At 38.4% G+C, this 20,702-nt stretch carries 17 protein-coding genes and 1 pseudogene; 12 read left to right on the top strand and 6 right to left on the bottom strand.

Going from position 1 to position 20,702, the window contains the following annotated elements; translation table 11 throughout:
• The first annotated feature begins 42 nt into the window (after positions 1–42).
• Both MSG66_RS08105 and rnhB read left to right on the top strand, forming a co-directional pair.
• Positions 43–432, top strand: coding sequence for a hypothetical protein (locus tag MSG66_RS08105; RefSeq protein ID WP_324653516.1), 390 nt, complete (start codon positions 43–45; stop codon positions 430–432).
• Between the two features lie 68 nt (positions 433–500).
• A complete protein-coding gene (rnhB, locus tag MSG66_RS08110) occupies positions 501–1,067 on the top strand; it encodes a ribonuclease HII (RefSeq protein ID WP_009387830.1) in 567 nt (188 codons plus the stop codon).
• Positions 1,068–1,134: 67 nt separating this feature from the next.
• Here rnhB and csrA read toward each other — a convergent pair whose 3' ends face one another.
• From csrA to alaS, 3 genes are all read right to left on the bottom strand, one after another.
• Positions 1,135–1,389, bottom strand: a complete 255-nt coding sequence (csrA, locus tag MSG66_RS08115) for a carbon storage regulator CsrA (protein WP_009387775.1) — start codon at positions 1,387–1,389, stop codon at positions 1,135–1,137.
• A 245-nt stretch (positions 1,390–1,634) separates the two neighbouring features.
• Entirely contained in the window at positions 1,635–2,915 is a 1,281-nt protein-coding gene (locus MSG66_RS08120; protein WP_009387738.1) for an aspartate kinase, read from the bottom strand.
• A gap of 65 nt (positions 2,916–2,980) precedes the next feature.
• Complete coding sequence (gene alaS / locus MSG66_RS08125; protein WP_324653643.1) at positions 2,981–5,617, bottom strand: alanine--tRNA ligase; 2,637 nt, start codon at positions 5,615–5,617, stop codon at positions 2,981–2,983.
• Between the two features lie 269 nt (positions 5,618–5,886).
• Between alaS and MSG66_RS08130 the strand changes: the two genes are divergently transcribed.
• From MSG66_RS08130 to MSG66_RS08155, 6 genes are all read left to right on the top strand, one after another.
• The gene (locus MSG66_RS08130; protein WP_324653520.1) at positions 5,887–6,906 is read left to right on the top strand and encodes a type I glyceraldehyde-3-phosphate dehydrogenase; all 1,020 of its coding nucleotides are present in this window, start codon (positions 5,887–5,889) and stop codon (positions 6,904–6,906) included.
• 167 nt (positions 6,907–7,073) lie between these two features.
• On the top strand, positions 7,074–8,156 hold the full coding sequence (locus MSG66_RS08135; protein WP_324653522.1) for a hypothetical protein: 1,083 nt from the start codon (positions 7,074–7,076) through the stop codon (positions 8,154–8,156).
• A 189-nt stretch (positions 8,157–8,345) separates the two neighbouring features.
• Positions 8,346–9,512: an ATP phosphoribosyltransferase regulatory subunit gene (locus tag MSG66_RS08140; RefSeq protein WP_324653524.1), complete on the top strand. Its 1,167-nt coding sequence runs from the start codon at positions 8,346–8,348 to the stop codon at positions 9,510–9,512.
• 62 nt (positions 9,513–9,574) lie between these two features.
• Entirely contained in the window at positions 9,575–10,894 is a 1,320-nt protein-coding gene (locus MSG66_RS08145) for an adenylosuccinate synthase (protein ID WP_042897899.1), read from the top strand.
• A 123-nt stretch (positions 10,895–11,017) separates the two neighbouring features.
• On the top strand, positions 11,018–11,335 hold the full coding sequence (locus MSG66_RS08150) for a hypothetical protein (protein WP_133974546.1): 318 nt from the start codon (positions 11,018–11,020) through the stop codon (positions 11,333–11,335).
• Between the two features lie 116 nt (positions 11,336–11,451).
• Complete coding sequence (locus MSG66_RS08155; protein ID WP_133974544.1) at positions 11,452–12,231, top strand: M48 family metallopeptidase; 780 nt, start codon at positions 11,452–11,454, stop codon at positions 12,229–12,231.
• A gap of 54 nt (positions 12,232–12,285) precedes the next feature.
• On the opposite strand, the gene MSG66_RS08160 is transcribed toward MSG66_RS08155, so the two are convergent.
• On the bottom strand, positions 12,286–13,335 hold the full coding sequence (locus MSG66_RS08160; RefSeq protein WP_202742861.1) for an NADP(H)-dependent aldo-keto reductase: 1,050 nt from the start codon (positions 13,333–13,335) through the stop codon (positions 12,286–12,288).
• A gap of 159 nt (positions 13,336–13,494) precedes the next feature.
• Positions 13,495–14,202, bottom strand: coding sequence for a cAMP-activated global transcriptional regulator CRP (crp, locus tag MSG66_RS08165; RefSeq protein ID WP_042897906.1), 708 nt, complete (start codon positions 14,200–14,202; stop codon positions 13,495–13,497).
• Between the two features lie 241 nt (positions 14,203–14,443).
• On the opposite strand from crp, the pseudogene MSG66_RS08170 reads away from it, so the two are divergent.
• The 3 genes and pseudogenes from MSG66_RS08170 to MSG66_RS08180 all read left to right on the top strand — a co-directional run.
• Positions 14,444–14,506: pseudogene (locus tag MSG66_RS08170) on the top strand (hypothetical protein); the annotation flags it as partial.
• A 135-nt stretch (positions 14,507–14,641) separates the two neighbouring features.
• Positions 14,642–15,064 (top strand): OsmC family protein, encoded by a 423-nt coding sequence (locus tag MSG66_RS08175; RefSeq protein ID WP_324653530.1) that lies wholly within the window; start codon positions 14,642–14,644, stop codon positions 15,062–15,064.
• Positions 15,065–15,154: 90 nt separating this feature from the next.
• Positions 15,155–15,580: a GNAT family N-acetyltransferase gene (locus tag MSG66_RS08180; RefSeq protein WP_324653532.1), complete on the top strand. Its 426-nt coding sequence runs from the start codon at positions 15,155–15,157 to the stop codon at positions 15,578–15,580.
• Here MSG66_RS08180 and MSG66_RS08185 read toward each other — a convergent pair.
• On the bottom strand, positions 15,577–16,386 hold the full coding sequence (locus MSG66_RS08185) for a M23 family metallopeptidase (protein ID WP_202742863.1): 810 nt from the start codon (positions 16,384–16,386) through the stop codon (positions 15,577–15,579). The two genes, MSG66_RS08180 and MSG66_RS08185, sit on opposite strands and share 4 nt — an antisense overlap.
• Positions 16,387–16,721: 335 nt before the next feature.
• On the opposite strand from MSG66_RS08185, the gene MSG66_RS08190 reads away from it, so the two are divergent.
• A complete protein-coding gene (locus MSG66_RS08190; protein ID WP_324653535.1) occupies positions 16,722–20,642 on the top strand; it encodes a Dyp-type peroxidase in 3,921 nt (1,306 codons plus the stop codon).
• Positions 20,643–20,702 lie beyond the last annotated feature (60 nt).

Consider the following 20,702-nt stretch of genomic DNA (forward strand, 5'->3'; position numbering starts at 1 on the left):
GGCACAATACGCGCTGCCAACGTTCAATCAAAGGAAAAAATGATGAAAAAATTGATGCTCGCTTTAGCACCAGTTATCTTAGCTTTAACTGCATGTGCAACCACTACAGGTACTGGTACAGGCGCTACTTCAGCACAAACCACAACTCAACAGTTGGGTATGGCTGCATTAAAAGTTGCTGTAAATGCTAAATGTGTGACAGAAATTAATAATGTTGCGGCTTGGAAAACAGCAACAAAATATATGACTGCTGAACAAAGTGAGAGCATTCAAGCGAATGTTTGTGGTTGCGTAAGTGAAAAAGCACCGAATAGCGTTACTGCTGTTGATTTAGCTGCGGCTGCATTGGATGTGAATGCACGCGCAACAATTGTAAATCAAGTCGTATCTAAAACTGTAAATGCTTGCGTAGCAGAAGCTTTACAAAAATAATTAATGATTTGTGTGTTAAAGAAGGCTGATTACTATTGATCAGCCTCTTTTTTAAAGGTGGAGAATTCATGTTTATTGCTGGCGTAGATGAGGCCGGGCGAGGTCCTTTAGTAGGTTCTGTTGTTGCAGCGGCTGTTATTTTAGATCCCAATAACCCAATTTTAGGGTTGAATGATTCTAAAAAATTAACTGAAAAGAAACGTGAAAAGTTGTTTATTGAAATACAAGAAAAAGCCTTAGCTTGGTCCATTGCTGAAGCAACGCATGGCGAAATTGATCAATTAAATATTTTGCAAGCGACTTTTTTAGCAATGCAGCGTGCAGTTGAAGGCTTAAAAACTCAGCCGCAAAAAGTAATTGTAGATGGTAATCAAATTCCAAAAGGAATCATTATTCCTTGTGAAGCGATTATTGGGGGAGATGCAAGTCATGCTGAAATTAGTGCTGCTAGTATTTTAGCAAAGGTTACGCGGGACCGACAAATGGTAGAATTAGATCAACAATATCCACTATTTGGTTTTGCTAAGCATAAAGGATATCCAACTAAAGCGCACTTTGAAGCTATTGCTGCACATGGAGTGATTGATCAACATCGCCGTAGTTATGCGCCTGTTAAACGTGCTTTAGGCTTATAAATACAGTGTCCTAAAAAATTTAAAGCGACTAGAAAGTCGCTTTAATTAGGGAGAGAACAACTTCATACTAACGATTGAAGTTTTTCTGTGCATAATTTTCATCTTCAAATGTAACTTGATAATCTTGATCAAGGTGTTGAAGGTGTTCATGCATTGCACGTTCGTGTTGAATACGTTGGTAAATTTCTTCACGATGAACAGAAACCTCTTTTGGTGCATTTACACCAATACGAACTTGGTTTCCTTTGACGCCAAGCACAGTAACACTGACTTGATCCCCAATCATTAACGTTTCCCCGACACGGCGGGTCAGAATCAGCATGTTTATCTCCTTGCTAAACGCTTAAAACTGCAATAGTAATACCCAAATAAAAGCTCAACCTCAGTTTTCAGTCAGATTCTAACAGAAATATGAGAACAAAGTCATATTTTGATAATCTCTGCTAAAAAACTTTCCCTTTAATATAACAGAGCCGCTATAAAAAAAACTATAGCGGCTCTGTGTTTTATTTGATTATTGTCGGACAAGTATACATTTTTTAATGAATTATTGACCGATTGGTAAAATTAAGCGCGCGCGCTGCTTTCACCATGTTCACGATCTAAACCAAAAGCGGTGTGTAGACAACGAACAGCAAGTTCAAGATATTTCTCGTCAATAATGACAGAAACTTTAATTTCAGATGTTGAAATCATGAGGATATTAATACCTTCATCAGCAAGGGCAGTGAACATCTTGCTCGCTACGCCTGCATGTGAACGCATACCTACACCCACGATAGACACTTTAACGATATCATCACGTGTTGAAACTTCACGTGCACCAATATTTTTGGCAGTTTCGTTTAAGATTTTTTCAGCTTTAGCTAAATCAACACGGTTTACAGTAAAGGTGAAATCTGTTGTGCCATCTTCTTCAACATTTTGCACTATCATATCGACTTCGATATTGGCATCACTTACTGGTGATAAAATTTTAGAAGCAATACCTGGTTCATCAGGTACACCTAAAATCGTTAATTTTGCTTCGTCACGGTTAAAAGCAATACCTGCAATAATTGGCTGTTCCATAGTATCTTCCGCCTCAGTAGTAATGAGTGTACCTACATTTTCTTTAAATTCGTCGTCAAACACGCCGTCGTTATCATTATCAAAACTTGATAATACACGCAAAGGAACTTGATATTTTCCGGCAAATTCTACTGAGCGAATTTGTAAAACTTTTGAACCTAATGAAGCCATTTCTAACATTTCTTCAAAAGAAATACGGTCGATTTTTTTGGCTTTAGGAGCAACACGAGGGTCAGTGGTGTAAACGCCATCTACATCAGTGTAAATTTGGCATTCATCTGCTTTTAGAGCAGCAGCAAGAGCAACACCAGAAGTATCTGAACCGCCACGACCTAGAGTTGTGATATTTCCGTTAGCATCAAAGCCTTGGAAACCCGCAACGACAATAACACGGCCTGCATTTAGGTCATTGGTCATGACATCTGTATCAATAGACTCAATACGCGCCTTGGTAAATGCACTGTCAGTTTTAATACCGACTTGACGTCCGGTATAGGATTTAGCTTCCACACCAATCGAGTTAAGTGCCATAGCTAACATGGAAATCGTCACCTGTTCACCGGTTGAAACCATTTGGTCTAACTCGCGTGGGTCAGGTGTTTCGGTAATGGCTTTAGCGAGAGCTAGTAAGCGGTTTGTTTCACCACTCATTGCAGATACGACCACAACAACCTTGTGACCGTGATCATGCCAACGCTTCACACGACGAGCAACATTTAAAATGCGCTCGGGGGTACCCATAGAAGTACCGCCATATTTTTGAACGATTAATGCCATAGTTTTTCCATATAAGCCATGACCCTGAGAGGCTTTTCAGGGTCAGTTACACAAAAAGTGAAGTCTTATTTTTGTTCAAGCCATGCAGGTAATGCAGCAATAACTTGTCCAAACTTCTCGTTAAGTGGCGCGCCACCTTGTGCTAAGTCAGGTTTACCACCACCTTTACCACCTAGCTCGGTTGCTAGATGCTTGATGATGTCACCTGCTTTTAGATTTGCAGTGTATTGTGATGCAACTGAAGCAAGCAGGCTAACTTTGTCACCCTCTACGCCAGCTAACACAATGACTGCGTTCTCTAATTTTGATTTAACACTGTCGTGCAAGTTGCGAAGTGATTTCGCATCTACACCTTGAACAGTGGTAATAAGCGTTTGACGACCAGAAATCGTTTGTACCTGATCAATCAATTCTGACGCTTGGAAGTTTGCCAATTTCTGATTGAGTTGTTCAATCTGCTTTTGTAATGTAGAAACAAGCTCTACATTGGCTTGTACACGCTCAACAGTTTGGTCTTTCTGTGCTTTTAATAAGCCATTAATGTGCTGGATATCTGAATCAGTTTTTTGTACTACATCTAAAGCTTTAGTGCCTGTAACTGCTTCAATACGGCGTACACCAGCAGCCACACCACCTTCAGAAGTGATTTTAAATAAACCAATATCACCTGTACGCTTAACGTGAATACCACCACAAAGTTCAATCGAGAAGTTTTTCTCATCAATTACTGAACCCATAGCAAGAACACGAACTTCATTACCGTATTTTTCACCGAACAACATCATGGCACCTTTGGCTTTTGCCGCTTCGATGTCAAGTAGTTCAGTGGTTACTGCGGTATTTGCAATAATTTCTGCATTGACCAAACGCTCAACCTGTTGCAACTGTTCAAAAGTTACTGGTTGGTCATTAGCAAAGTCAAAACGTAAGATATCACTTGCAACTAAAGAACCTTTTTGTTGTACGTGTGATCCTAAAATTTGACGTAGAGCAGCATGTAATAGGTGAGTTGCCGAGTGGTTACGAGCTGTTGCATCACGAATGTCTGCTTTAACAATCGCTTCAACGTTTTGATCGGCTTTAAGATTACCAACGGTCACAATACCTTGATGAACAAAGGCACCTCCTGACTTTTTCGTATCTTGAACTTCAAAAATACCAGTTTCATTTTTGAAGATACCCGTATCACCAATCTGACCACCACTTTCTGCATAGAAAGGAGTTTGGTTTAAAACGATAAGTGCTTCATCACCTTCAGAAACTTCATCAACCTGTACGCCATCTTTGTAGATCGCTACAATTTGGCCTTGACCAGTGGTGTTGATATAACCGTCAAATTGGGTTTCGCCTTCAACTTGTACAATGCTGTTGTAATCAACTGCGAATTTACCAGCATCACGTGCACGTTGACGTTGTGCAGCCATTTCTACTTCGAAACCAGCTTCATCAATAATAAAGTCACGTTCACGTGCAATATCAGCAGTTAAGTCTGTTGGGAAGCCATAAGTGTCGTAAAGCTTAAATACAGTCGCACCAGGAATGGTCTTATCTTTTAATTGAGCAAGTTCACCTTCAAGTAGTTTTAAACCTTGCTCAAGTGTTTTAGCAAACTGTTCTTCTTCACGAATTAAAGTTGCTTCGATTACATCTTTGCGCGCTACAAGTTCTGGATAAGCCTCACCCATAGCTTCGATTAACGGTTGCAACATTTTGTAGAAGAATGTACCTGTTGCACCAAGTTTATTACCGTGACGCACAGCGCGACGGATAATACGACGTAATACATAGCCGCGGCCTTCGTTGCTTGGGTTTACACCATCAGCAATTAAGAAACAGCATGAACGCGCATGATCTGCAACTACACGTAAAGACGGCTGACCTTCGTCTTCAATACCAATAATGTTTGCAGCAGCTTTTAATAAGTGCTGGAACAAGTCAATGTCATAGTTTGAATTAACATGTTGCAATACAGCTGAGATACGCTCCAAGCCCATACCTGTATCAACAGATGGAGCAGGGAGTGGGTGAAGTACGCCATCAGCAGTACGGTTAAACTGCATGAAAACGTTATTCCAAATTTCAATGAAACGGTCGCCATCTTCTTCTGGAGAGCCTGGTAAACCACCCCAAATGTGATCGCCATGGTCAAAGAAAATTTCAGAACATGGACCACATGGACCTGTGTCACCCATTGCCCAGAAGTTATCAGATGCGTATTTTTCGCCTTTATTATCACCAATACGGATAATGCGTTCAGGCGCTAAACCAATTTCTTTATTCCAGATGTCATAGGCTTCATCATCGGTGTGATAAACGGTCGCATATAAACGGTCTTTAGGAAGAGCTAGCCATTCATCGCTAGTTAAAAATTCCCAAGCAAATTTAAGTGCATCACGCTTGAAATAATCACCAAATGAGAAATTACCTAACATTTCAAAGAATGTATGGTGACGAGCAGTGTAACCAACGTTATCTAAATCATTATGTTTGCCGCCAGCACGTACACATTTTTGTGATGTAGTTGCACGTACATAGTCACGTTTTTCAAGACCTAAGAAGCAGTCTTTAAACTGGTTCATCCCAGCATTTGTAAATAATAAAGTTGGGTCGTTGGCAGGAACAAGAGAACTCGACGCGACACGTGTATGCCCTTGCGTCTCAAAGTAGCGCAAAAATGCTTCACGAATTTCAGCAGATGTCATTAAACGAGTACTCACAACCAAGTCACTCCATATTTTCGAATTTGGCTAAATGTATCAATGCCTGTTTGTTTATGCCAAACCTGAGCATTTGATACGGGGCTTATTTTTTAAAAACGCTAAATTGTAGCGGAAAAACCCCACCGAACCAACGATTTTAAAAGGAATATCTTACAAAACTGTGATTTGGCTAAAAATCTATATTCAATTAGCCGTGACGTGCTTTACTATATGCCTTCTTTAGCTTGTAGTTTTGTAGATAAGGATAGGTCATGCAACGTATCGCCATTAATGGGTTTGGTCGAATTGGACGTAATGTTTTACGTGCCTGGTTTGAGAGTCCAAAACAATTTCATTTTGAAATCGTGGCGATTAACGACATAGCAGATGTACAAACACTCGTGCATTTATTTAAATATGACTCAACACATGGCCGTTTTAATGGAAATGTAGAAATATTTATTGAAAATGAAAAAGTTTTTTTGAACATTCAATCAAATCAAAGAACGCTAAAAGTGGAAGTTTTAAAACAGGAACAACCTGAGCTTTTGCCATGGTCTAGTTTAGATGTTGATGTCGTACTTGAGTGTACTGGACTGTTCCGTTCCCATGCTGATGCAACTCGCCATCTACAAGCTGGAGCAAAACGGGTAATTATTGGTGCAGCACCTTTTGACCATGTCGACGCAGCAATTGTTTATGGTGTGAACCATAATGAAGTTAAAGTAACAGATCAGATCATATCGAGTGTGTCATGTACTACGCAGGCTTTGGTCCCATTGGTAAAAATCATTGATGATGCTTTTGGTATTGAAACTGCGCTTATGACAGAAATCCATGCGGTGACAGCAGACCAGTCTGTACTTGATCACGCGCATCGTGATTTACGTCGTGCTAGAGCTTCTGGGCAAAATATTATACCGACCACTTCTAGCGCACTCGGTGCATTAAAGCGTGTTATGCCTAAAATGGAAGACCGTATCGATGGTTATTCAATTCGAGTACCTACCATTAATGTGGCGGCAATTGACTTAACTTTTATCGCTCAATCGCCAATTACTATTCATCATATTAATGAAGTACTGATTAAAGCTTCTCAAACAGATTATGCGGAAATTATGGCTGTTACTGATGAACCATTAGTTTCAAGTGATTTCAACCATTCTCCTTATTCTCTTATTGTTGATTTAACCCAGACAATGGTGGTGGGGCATCAGGCTAAAGTATTTGCTTGGTACGATAATGAATGGGGCTATGCAAATCGATTATTGGATTTGTGTGATTCTTTCTAAAAGTGAATTTAAATAATTTAAGGATGTTAAATTAACATCCTTTTTTATAATTACTAATTTGAAATATAAAAAGTTAAAAATAATTAAAATTCTAAATATTAGTGTTGTGTAAAATTATATCTATTTGTATGATTCGCAAACATTAAAATTTTAATTATAGAGTTCATATGAAATTTAACTCAAAAAAAATAAGTGGTTTTTTAGTTTTTACATCTACTATTATTTTAACTGCTTGTGGTGGTGGAGGCTCAGATCAAAATACTAATGATCAAGCTGAAAATAATTTAGAAAAAGACGATGCGATTTATCAAGTTTATTATCAACCTTCTAATTTTTCTTCAGAAGTTTATAGTGATTTTTTTGAAATCACTCAATATCCAATTAAAAATGATGAAATCTTCTTTGCAAAGTCACATAACAAACCGTTAGAAGCCGAACTTTTAACTGAAAAGAAAGTTTTAAATAAAGGCACACTACAAACAAATGTTGTAAAAAGATTGAATCCTAGTAGTTGGACTTATGAACTAACCTCTGATCTGAAACAAAACTTAAATTTTGAAATCGTTAAGTTAGATGGGGAAAATATCTTTGACCGTGTATTACCGGGCTATAAAGAACATAAAAATCTAGAAACGGGCCTTCATAATCAACTTGATAAAAATTTAATTGAATTCTATCAAAACTATAATAGTGCTACATTTCCTAAAAATAGTTATTGTTACCGTTTAAAAGAGATGCAGTGGAATCAATCTTATATTTCATATATGTCTAGCTTTAATACAAACTCGTCTTTTAGTGAGCGAAAGCAGCAAATCATCGAAAGGTATAATAACTTAAGCCAAGATAGAAAGTATTTTAGGCTCCTAAATTCGCAATGGTATGGCTATAAATTAACTGTGTTGGAAAACTTAGAAACTGGTGATATTCAAAGTGCATTAGGAAATAATAATGACCAGTCTGCTTTGATCGATTTTGTATCAAGCAGCTTATGGAATGCTGATAGAAGTTTGGCATATGAGAAATCTCATCTTGTTTCTATAGAAGATAACCCGCTTAACCCTGTGTATTCATCAATTGCTTTAAAACAGAAACTAAAAATCGCAAATCTTGAAAAAGGTTGCTTTGCTTTTAATACTCAAGCAGCTCAAGCTATTCAAAGATTAAATCTGGTGAATTGGAAACAAGGCGATAGTTCAGTTATTGGCCCTTTCTTTGGTCGAAGAACTTTTGATTATAATTTAAGTGAGTGATAGTAAGATATTGAATCCATTTACTAATTCATAAAAACTTCTTTTTGACTTTAGAGTTTATTAGGAAAGATTTATGCAAATTGTCAGGTGCATGGCACAAAGTATCATGCTACACTAAGAGAAATCGGGTGTGTTCCCGATTTTTTTATGTGGGGTCGTTCCACGTTGATCAGATTTTAGGCTTGAAATATGACCATTTCAGAGACATGGTTGCTGCCTGACGGGGTAGCAGATGTATTGCCGGAACAGGCACAAGTCATTGAAAAACTTCGCCGTGAAGCTTTAGATTTCCTCGCGGTGCGAGGTTATCAATTGGTATATACACCATTTATCGAATACATCGAATCGCTGTCTTCATTATCAGAATCAAATCAAGACTTGGATTTAGTAACTTTTAAGGTTATTGATCAGCTCTCAGGCCGTTTACTCGGTGTTCGTGCTGATATGACACCACAAGTTGCACGTATTGATGCACATGTAAGACCAGTTGAAGGCGTTGCACGTTACTGTTATTCAGGGACTGTATTACATACTAAACCACAAAATTTCAATGCTACTCGTGCACCTTTACAATTAGGTGCAGAGTTATATGGCCACGACAGTATCGAAGCTGATGTCGAAATGGTCGGTGTTATGCTGGGGTTGATTGAGAACATCTATACTTTGCAAGGCGCGCATTTAGATTTGGGCCATGTAGGGTTGTTCCGTAGTCTAGTCAAGTATGCTGGACTGCCAAAAAATGAAGAACATGAGCTGTCTGATCTTTATCAAAGAAAAGCGTTACCAGAGTTAGCAGAATTTACTCAAAGCCTGAATATGGGTTCTGATTTCTATGCGCTTGGCCGTTATTCTAGTGATCTAGAAGCATTACAGACGAATTTAAGTGCCAATATTTTGCAAGATTCTGAATTTAAGTCAGCATTAGATGCACTTAAAACGACGCTTAAGCAAATTAAAGGTCGTTGGCCAAATCTCAATATCGGTATCGATGTTGTAGAGCTACGTAGTTACCACTACCACACTGGTTTAATGTATGCAGTCTATGCGCCGAACCGTGCTGCGCCGTTAGCGCAGGGTGGTCGTTACGATGGTATTGGTGAGCATTTTGGTCGCGCACGTCCTGCTACTGGCTTTAGTTGTGATTTATATGCCTTAGGTGCAAATCAGTTCGCAGAGATCGAAACTGTTGTTGCTCCAAAAGGTACAGAACAGGATTTACTCAAAGCAATTTCTAATGCACGTGCTCAAGGTTTACGTGTGGTTCAATTGCTCGGTAATGATGATTTAAGTTCTATTCCTTATGCTACACATCAACTTGTGTCGCAAAATGGACAATGGAATATTGAAAAGATTTAATCGCCACCAGTAAATTTTACTGGCGGCTCTCAATTTTAACAGCATGATGTAATGAGGCTATTATGGGCAAAAATGTTGTGGTACTTGGTACCCAATGGGGCGACGAAGGTAAAGGTAAAATCGTCGACCTGCTCACAGATCAGGCGGCTGCGGTAGTACGTTATCAAGGCGGACATAACGCAGGTCATACTCTTGTCGTAGGTGGTAAAAAAACTGTATTGCACCTCATTCCATCAGGTATTTTACGTGAAAACGTATTGTGCTTAATTGGTAATGGTGTGGTACTTTCACCAGCCGCGTTAATTGAAGAAATGGGAATTTTGGAAGCAGAAGGAGTTCCTGTTAAAGAACGCCTACGTATTTCTCCAAACTGTCCACTCATTTTGCCTAACCACATTGCACTTGATCAGGCGCGTGAAAAGAAACGTGGTAATGCTAAAATCGGTACTACAGGTCGTGGTATCGGTCCTGCGTACGAAGATAAAGTAGCTCGTCGTGCAGTGCGTGTTGCTGATCTTGTTCGTGGTGGCGCAGCATTAGAAGAAAAACTGTCTGAAATGCTTGAGTTACATAACTTCCAGTTAACTCAGTTCTACGGTGTAGAAGCTGTTAAATTTGAAGATGTATTGGCTCTTTGCAACCAATGGCGTGAAGTCCTTGCTCCATTAATAGTTGATGTGACTAAAGTGTTGCATGATTATCGCAAAGAAGGTAAAGCTGTAATGTTTGAAGGAGCTCAAGGCTCACTTCTAGATATTGACCACGGTACTTATCCATATGTTACAAGTTCAAATACAACTGCTGGTGGCGTAAGCTCTGGTTCAGGTATGGGACCTTTACATCTTGATTATGTATTAGGTATTACTAAGGCTTATACAACACGTGTAGGTGCTGGTCCATTCCCAACTGAATTGGTTTACGATGCAGCAGCTGATGCTGGTGATCCAGTGGGTAAACACCTTGGCACAGTAGGTCATGAGTTTGGTGCTTCTACTGGTCGTCAACGTCGTTGTGGTTGGTTCGATGCTGAAATCCTTCGCCGTTCTGTAGATGTAAACTCACTTTCTGGTATTTGCTTAACTAAACTTGACGTTTTAGATGGTTTAGAAGAAGTGAAAATCTGTGTGGGCTATGAAAATACAGATTCAGGCTGTGTAGGTTCTTCTGATGCGGTTTCTTTTGAATGCTTGAAACCAATTTATGAAACTATGCCTGGTTGGAGCGAGTCGACTGTTGGTTTAACCAGTATCGACCAATTACCAGCAAATGCTTTGGCATATGTGAAGCGTATTGAACAGTTAATCGAATGTCCGATTGATATTGTTTCAACTGGTCCAGACCGCGCAGAAACAATTGTTTTACGTCATCCATTCTCTGCTTAATTAGGCAAAGATTGAAAAGCCTCCTGAAAGGGGGGCTTTTTTTATACGCGACTAAAGTGCAGTTTTTGTTTTATTCGATTCAGATTAAAACGTTATATATAGATAAGGAATGATGGGCTTAGGATGAAGCTGCAACCAACTATTTCAAAAACAATTTTTTATTCTTTTTTATTTGCTATAGGTGGTTCACCAACATTAGCGATGTTGGTCATTTATGGACAAACATATCATGAAGATTTCTTTATGACTGCTTTTATGAGTTTGTCAGTATTGTTCGCATGCGTGTTAATTCCTGTTGTTTTCATACAAAATAGCTATTTACTCTGGAAAAGGAAAAGTCCTAATCTTGAAGAGAAAGTTAAGACCTTAAGTCATGTCTATCTTGGCTTAAATATAATATGTTTGATTTTCTGGATTTATTTGATGACTTTATCTGCTTGATCGTTACATAAATACTATGATCATGAAGAAATGAGACATTCAAAGCGTGGGCAGTATTTCTTATAATAAGTGTAAAAGAATAAACAGCTTTTTTAACGATTTAGGTGATCCGTGTTATGAATAAAAAACTCTTTTTAAGCTTGTGTGCTGCAAGTGTGATGACCATTTCTGGCTGTGCAACCGTAGCTGATATGGCAGGTGCCGATACAGCGACCTTAAATGCTCAATCGGCTCAAGGTTTTAATAAAATGGTGCAGGAAGCACGTGGTAAGGGTGCGCTAGATGCTAGCTCTAGTACATATAACCGCATTAATGCTGTATTCAACCGTTTGAAACCGTATGCAAACCAGATGAACCAGACGGGTCAGCCATTTAGCTGGCAATTGGCAGTGTTGAAGTCTGATACGATTAATGCCTATGTAGCACCAGGTGGTAAAGTTGTGTTCTATACAGGTATTGTCAACAAATTGAACTTAACTGATGCGGAAATTGCAGCGGTTATGGGGCATGAAATGACTCACGCTTTAGAAGAGCACGCAAAAAGTAAAATTGGCGCTCAGGCTTTGACTGATTTGGCATTAGGTATTGGTTTAAGCTATGCCGGTAACAATGTAGGCCAGCTTGGAACTGCTGCTGCTCAGTTGGGTTCGCAAGTGGGTGTAGGCTTACCATATTCTCGTAGCTTGGAAAGTCGTGCTGACCAAGGTGGTTTAATGCTAATGGCGCGTGCAGGTTATAACCCAAATGCTGCGATTACACTTTGGGAAAAAATGAACAAGCTTGAAGGTGGTGGTGGTTCATCTTTCTTGTCTACTCACCCATCTAATTCGCAGCGTATTGGCGAAATGCGTAAGAACTTACCTGCGGCAATGGCAGTTTATAATAGCCGTAAATAAGATATAGATTTTTTATAGATAAAGAAAACGGATGCTTAAGCATCCGTTTTTTATTTAGGGTGCAGGGTTGGGCTGTTGAGTGTGAATGGCCTCAATACCTTGCAAAACTTCAGCAGATAATTCAATTTCAAATGCCTGAATATTTTCTTTAAGTTGGTCTAGGTTCGTGGCACCAATAATTGTGCTGGTCACAAAGAATTGTTGTTTGATAAAGGCTAATGCCATTTGGGTTAAGCTTAGTCCATGTTTCTCAGCTAGCTGTGCATATTGCTCAGTTGCCCATTCGCTTTGAGGGTTACTGTAGCGGCTAAAACGTGGAAATAATGTGACACGAGCATTAGCGGGGCGAGCGCCATTTCTAAACTTGCCAGAGAGATAGCCAAAAGCAAGAGGAGAGTAAGCGAGTAAACCAACATCTTCATATTTAGCAATTTCAGACATACCTATTTCATAAGTACGGTTGAGTAGACTATATGGGTTTTGAACGCTTACGAACTTGCTTACACCTAATTTTTCAGCCAAATGTAAAAACTTCATAGTGCCCCATGGCGTTTCATTCGATAAACCAATATAGCGAATGCGCCCGCGGTTAATCTCTTCTTGTAGAGCAAGTAATGTTTCTTCTAAAGGAGTGGTGTCGTAATCATTTTGAGCTTGTTGGTTACCATAAGCTAGCGTACCAAAGAAGTTGGTATGACGTTCAGGCCAATGGAGTTGATAAAGGTCGATATAATCGGTTTGGAGACGTTTTAGTGAGTTATCTAGGGCTTTAGCAATATGATCGCTGTTGAAGCGCGTATGGCCTTCTCTGATGTGTGTTCCTCCAAAGCCTGGTCCGGCAATCTTAGAGGCGAGGAAGACTTTATCACGTTGACCATTTTGGGCAAACCAATTGCCAATAATGGTTTCTGTTGCACCATAAGTTTCAGGTTTTGGCGGAACCGAATACATCTCTGCCGTATCCCAAAAATATAAACCGTGTGCCAAAGCATAATTGAGTTGTTCAAATGCTTCTTGCTGGGAGTTTTGCTCACCAAATGTCATGGTGCCTAAACAAATTTCTGGAAGCTTGAGGCCTGTGCGACTAAGTGGGTTAAATTGCATACAGCGGAATCCTTGGAAATTTTGAGTTAGCCTAACGGAGAATATGTATTCAACTTAAATCATAAAATTAGAATAGTTTGTAAGTTTTGTGTATTAACTCATTGTTGCACATAAAAAAAGCAAACCGAAGTTTGCTTTTTATTAAAAATTTAATAAATTTTATTCTTCATCTTCGAATTCTTCATCAGTAACAGGTGCCTCTTCTAATGAAACATCAAAAATAAGAATAGCTTTACCATCTGTCTGGATCATGCCTTGATCTTCTAAGGTTTTGAGTACACGGCCAACCATCTCACGTGAACAACCTACAATACGGCCAATTTCTTGACGAGTAATACGAATTTGACGACCATTTGGCAAAATCATTGCTTCTGGCTGTGAAGAGAGGTCGATTAAACAACGCGCAATACGCCCAGACACATCAATAAATGCAAGATCTGTCATTTTACGAGTCGTATTTTTTAGACGACGAACCAATTGTGCAAAAACAGCATAACTTAAGTCTGGATATTGTTTGCTAAGTTCGTGGAAGTTGTCATAAGAAATTTCTGCAATTTCACAGACATCACGAGTACGAACTTCAGCTGTACGTTGAGGGTTCGGTTCGAAAAGCCCCATTTCCCCAAAAAAGTCGCCTGGATTCAAATATGCAACAACGATTTCACGTTCATCATCTTCACGTAAAATAATTGAAACTGAACCTTTTAAAATTAAATATAAAGATTTCGACTCTGTTCCTGCATCAACAATTGTGGTTCGTTTTGGATATCTGTTGATGTGAGCACGTTTTAACAATGCTTTAACGGATTCAGGTAGTTGCCCCGGGGATAAAGCATCTGTGCTGAGTTGTGAAAAATTTGAAGTCATGCTTAATATGTTCCGAATAGGGTAAACAATTCACACAAGCCCGAGATGAGCTATTACACAGAAGAGATGAAATTCCTTATCAACTCATTTTATGTTAGTGTACAAAACAAGGGTCTGTTGACATTTCACAGATGGTTGCGACATAAGACAATTCTTTTAGACGTTACCAAGCAAGAGCTATGAAATTTAGCCATTCTAAATAAATAGATCTTAACAACGGAACGTACAAAATAAAATGGTCTTGCGCTATGCCTGCGCTGCTTAAATGGCAACTCAGATTATGGCTGAAATTTCACAAACTATATAACAAAACTGGACAAAGGATTGCCATTGTCTGGGTTTTGCGTCTTATTTGGATTAATTTTTAGCTCTAACGCAATCCATAGATGAAATGTCAACAGACCCTGCTTAAATTTATAATTTTTTTTAGGTAGTTGCAATGCAAACAAGTGTACATTGGCTAGAGAATGTTGCTTTTGAAGCGAAATCTGATAGTGGGCATAGTGTCATCATGGATGGCTCACCTGAGTATGGGGGTGAAAACCGTGGCCCACGTCCTATGGAGTTGCTATTAATGGGACTTGGTGGGTGTGCTTCGTTTGATATTGTGACTATTTTAAAGAAATCTCGCCAAGATGTGACGAATGTCGTATGTAATTTAAAAGCTGAGCGCGCTGACACAATTCCGGCTGTTTTTACTAAAATCCACTTACACTTTGTGGTAACGGGCAAAGCTGTGAAAGAAAAACAGATTGCGAAAGCGGTTGAATTGTCTGCTGAAAAATATTGTTCAGCGAGTAAAATGCTTTCCGATGGTGGTGTTGAAATTACCCATGACTTCGAAATTATTGAAGCGGAATAAGGCAGTTTTTTGATAGATAGAAAGAAGAAGCTAACATTAGAGTTGGCTTTTTTATTGTCAAAAATAACTAAAAAATAAGAGGGGATGAAAGTGAATATTCGTTTTGCTAAATGGGAAGATACTCATGCAATATGCGATTTACTTAAACAGATGGGCTACTCACAGCCACTAATTCTTATTCAAGAAAAATTTAAAATCTTACATAACGACCCAAAAGCAGTAATCTTGATTGCTGAAGAGGATGACCAGATTTTCGGTTTTTTATCGCTTTATTTTATTCCACAAATTGCATTACAAGGGGACTTTGCCAAAGTATGCTATTTGTGTGTTGATGAAAATATACGAAGTAAAGGTATTGGGCATTTGCTTTTACAACAGGCTGAGCAATTGGCAAGGCAACGGGGATGTGACCGGATGGAACTGCATTCTGGAGAACAGAGAACATTGGCGCACCAGTTTTACTTACGAGAAGGTTATGTTGATGCGCCTAAATATTTTCGAAAAAAACTAAATTAGTGCGTTTTACCTAAGAATAACTGAGGATCTACTCGTGCATTATTCAGGCTCATACCCCAATGTAAGTGCGGGCCTGTAACACGTCCAGTTTTACCCACCAAGCCTAAAACTTCTCCTTGGCGAATATGTTGACCTTTCTCTACTTTAATTGCGCTTAAATGGCAGAACATACTGATTAAGCCTTGCCCGTGATCAATTAATACCGTTTGACCATTAAAAAAATAAGATCCTGTTTGGATTACAACACCATCTGCTGGTGCAACTGCTTTTTGTCCTACTGGTGCAGGGATGTCTAAACCTGAGTGGGGTGCACGCTCTTCACCATTAAAGAAGCGTTTTCTTCCAAAAGAGTTGCTGAATTTCCCTGAAGTTGGGCGTATAAATGCTGGTAGGGCTTGCCATGAACTCTGTGTAAATGAGCTATACACATTATTTTGTTCTTTCGCTTCTTGAGCATAACGATCTAACTGACTTTGGTTGGGATTCACATAGTCTTGGTTAGTAACTTTAATCCGTTGCTCAGCGTAAGGATAGGACTTAACTTCTATTTGAATAGGGGTTTTGTTCGTATCAAGTTGTACAGTACCAAGTGGGGTAGATAACGGAATACCGAATACAGCATAACGCTGCTGGCCTTCCTGACTGATTAAAACTGGCTTTTGTTGAAAGGTGACCCGAGTAATATCACTTGTTAAAGGAATCACTGCGATTCCGCCAGCTCTTCGAGAGTCTTGGGGAAGCTCGGCAAAGCAGTAAAAAGGTATTGATGTAAAAATTAAAGTGGAGATGAGTTTTTTTATTAGCATAACAACAATAATTTTATAAAAGAATATTAGAGATTATATCAGTAAGTTTTAATTAAGAGATATTTTAATTTTTTTAACAATGAGTTTTATTTGTTATTTTATTTTAATAATTCAGTATTTTTTTAATATATTCATCTTTGTTTTTATATTTTTTTATCTTATATTTTAAATTTTCTAAACTCATTTTTTATTAAAATTGTTTGTTAATCCTTAGTATTTTTCTTTTATTTTAAATATCTTGTTATTTTAATTTTTATTGTCAATAATGATTTTTTGGTTAAATTTGTAATCAAAATTCTAATTATTATATAAATATTTTAAAGGACTTTAATATAATGTTAAATAACTCTTATGAAAATCGTTTTACTGAAGTATGGAAATATATGCAACGTGGGTTGGTTTATCCTTCACCCCATGCAATTTTTAGTACGGTTTGGCTTAATAAAGAGATTACACGGGAAAGAATTCGTCAGTTAATGATAGCTGTGCGTCAAGAGGTCAATAAGAATCCTGCACTTTCTAGTAAAAATACAACTTTGGCGATTGGAGTATCTTTTGATAACTGGGATGCAATTTGTAAAAAAGATGGTTTATCACGACCAAAAGGAATGCAATTACATTATCCAGAAGAAAAAAATCCAAATATCTCAAAAGTTTTTACTGATTCTAATGAAAGTTTTAAAAACTCGAATGGTGATATTTGGCTGCATGTGAAAAGTGATGATGCTAATGCATGTAAGATATTACAGGAATATATTAAGAAATTTTTAGCTTCAGATATTAAGGAAGTAGTGAGTCAGGTTACTGCTTCACAATCTAAAACTGGTCGCAATGGTAAGGTTCTAGGTTGTCGTTTTTCTGAGAACTTAAATAATCCGTCTGATCCAATTTCACTGGCAAAGCATACTTTAATTGGTGCAGAGGATATTGAGCACTTTGGTGGTTCATACATTTTATCTCAAAGGTTTCTGATTAACTGGGATCAAATCAACATGATGTCGGAAGATCAAATTGAAGATTTGATTGGACGTAAAACTGACGACACGATTATTCCAGACCGTGATAGCCGTTCGCACATTAAAGCTTCTCGTGTGCAAGATGAAAATGGAAATACTACACCTGTTTTGCGTCTGGGCTTACCGTTTGGCCGTGCTGAGGCAAATTCAAGTTTTAGAGTACCCAAATCGGTAACTAAAGCAGATGAAGAAGGGATTTACTTTGCTGGTTTTGCAAAAACTGCTGCCATTTTAGAAGAAGTGATGGCAAACCAAATTGGACCAAGACAAGATTCCATGAAAGGCTTCATGAATGATCGTCTATTCAATAATCTTCACTCAGACTTGGGCGGTATCTTCTATGTTCCGAGTTTAAAAGATTTAAAATTAGACGATGCTCCAGAATATTTAAATAATTTTAATTATCTGAACGACAACGACAACATGGATTGGGAGTCATTCCCAGGTATGGACTGGACGCGTTTTGATCGACATTATACGAACAGTTCTGATAATGGGTTAATGTATTACAACCACAGTAATTATCTTTTTAATATGGCGACTGGGCTAAATCCCCATAGTGATTTTTTTAATCCACCTTCTAATCGTATTTTAAGTCTACTAGAGAATACATTTTCTTTATGGCAAGACAACTGGTATTTCAATCGAAAACAAGAAGAAATTGAGCAAGGTGTAGATTATTACATTAACCAGTTTAATATCCATGATAAGCCTGAAAATATTATGGGTTTATCAATTATGCTACGTAAAGGCTGGGCCATCCGATTAAGCTTACAGTTATTCTCATCAGAAAAATATGGTTTCCGTGGACGGAAAATATTATTAAAAAATGGTGAAATGATTCCCTATTCGAGTAGACGTGAATGTGAAGGTAAGGTCATTTATGGATCAGATACGTATCGCATTATGCCTGATGAAATTATTGTTGGAGCTATGCCAAACCTGACTTTGGGTGAAGGCCGCTATGTAATGAAATATTTATCTGAGGAGGAGCGTCTTCAGGGCTTTCTGCGTAACTTAAGTGAAGCCTCAGGTGTAGGGCATGTTATTCCGAATTATAAAAAAGCACTAGATTTAGGTTTAGCTGGTCTACAACAAGAAATTGCTAAACATGCAAATAATGCTCAGACTCCAGAGAAGAAAGATTTCTATCAAGCTTCAGTATTGGCATTGAAAGGTATTTCTGAATATTTTTTAAATTACTCAAAACTCGCATTTAAAATTGCAGGGCAGATGCAAGAAGGACAAAAATTTGAAAAAGATAATTTAACTGCGATTGGTCATCGAATGGAAAAGTTGTCGAAGGGTAAACCAGAGACATTTATTGAGGCAGTTCAATTTATTTTTACATTGCATAGCTGTTTGCATTTAAATGGGGAACCAACCGCATTTGGACGAATGGATCAACTGTTGCAACCTTTCTTGGACAACCATTCGGCTACGCTTGAAGAAGCGCAAGAAATTATCGATGCGTTCTATATTAAGTTAGATGAAAAAGTACAGCAGAACCGTATTTTTATGGAAGATCATCAACCTTTCGGTAATCTTGCGATGGGTGGCAGTTCAGGCCCTTATCCTCAAGGAGCATCATTGGGGCAATGGATTCAACAGATTACAGTGGGTGGCACAGTAGCTGATGGTGAAGCAGATTTTTTAAAAACCAAACCAGCTTACAATGAGGTCACCAAATTATTCATTCGTGCATCAGGTCGCTTACCATTAAATGCCCCGTGTTTGTCTTTAAGAACCCGAAAAGATATTCCTGAAGATATTTTAGAAGAAGCTGCCCATGCAATTTTATCTGGTGGTGCTCATCCAATTTTATTAAATGATGAAAAACTCATTCCTAGTCTTCACCAGAGTGGAAATGGTGTAGGGGGAGATACACTCACTAATTTGCCAACTTGGAATTCTAAAGTCGATATTCGTTCAGCTCAAAATTATGCTTGCGATGGTTGTTATGAACCTCAGTTCCCAGGCGAAAACTGGTTCTCTTTAGGTGGTTTCTCAACTTTACAGCCGTTGGAGTGTGCACTAAATCAGGGTAAAACAATTTCAAGTGCCGGACAAAGTTATCTGTTTGGGCAAACTGTTTCATTAAATACTAAACCTGCCGATCAGATTGATAGCTTTGAAGAATTATTAGAGTTATACAAACAGCATTTTGAATTGCTCAATCGCAAGGCATTCAATGGGCAAATTCTAGGTTACGGTGCCAATACAGATATTTGTCCATCTCCAATTCTAAATATCTTGATGGATGACTGCTTGGCTAAAGGGCAAGATTTTTATAGTGGCGGTGCTAAATATAATATTTATGGACCGTGTTATATCTCGCTCAGTAATACGATTAACTCGTTGTATGCCATTAAGGCGATGGTTTTTGACCCGTTAACTGCAGTTACTACATTGCCTGAACTATTAGAGTGTCTGTGCTGTGACTGGGGATATAAAATGACTGAGCCATTTATTAGCAATTTAGCTGGTCATGCCCGTATTGCTGCTCAAGCGGATCGTTATAAGCGCTTACGTGAAATTGCTTTGGCACAACCACGTTATGGGCGAGGGAGTTCTGAAGTTGATAAACTAGGTGATGAGATTGTTAAAATGATTGCTGAGATATCAGTCAAGACATTTACTCATCCATGGCCACAATTCGCACAAAGTCTTAAAAGTTTGGCTGAACGCTATGGTTCAACAGAGCATCCATTTGGTATTCAGATTCAACCGGGTGTAGGAACTTTTGAAAATCATGTAGAAATGGGGGCATGGAATGGTGCGAGTGCTGATGGTCGCCGTTTAGGTACGACAGTAGCTTCTGATCTAAGTCCATCACCAAGTCCAGCAGATTTGGAAATTGATCATCAAAAAGTTGAGTTTAGCCGTGCTTTACAAGGTTTTGATGGTATCGGCACAGACTTAATGGCTGATGGAGCACCTACAGATTTTAATATTGGTGAAGACTTTGGAGTTAAAGAACTTGTAGCTATCCTGAAGCAATTCAGTCAAGGTAGTTCATCTAATATTTTAACAATAACAGTAGCTGACCCAGAAACATTTGCTCAAGCTGTGACATCACCTGAGCAATATAATTTGTTAAGAGTACGTACTGGTGGTTGGTCAAACTTCTTTACATCTGTGTTCCCTACTATTCAAGAGCAACATCAGCGTCGTCCAGTGTCAACGCCAGACTTACCCAAAGAAAAAACAGAACAAGCAAGATGCCCATTTCATCAATAGATTAATTGATTAATCATTTTGTTAAGGCAGTCTTTTTAAATAAAGGCTGCCTTCAATTAT

Source organism: Acinetobacter sp. IK31 (genome assembly GCF_035615195.1).
In the GTDB taxonomy this organism is placed as follows: domain Bacteria; phylum Pseudomonadota; class Gammaproteobacteria; order Pseudomonadales; family Moraxellaceae; genus Acinetobacter; species Acinetobacter calcoaceticus_C.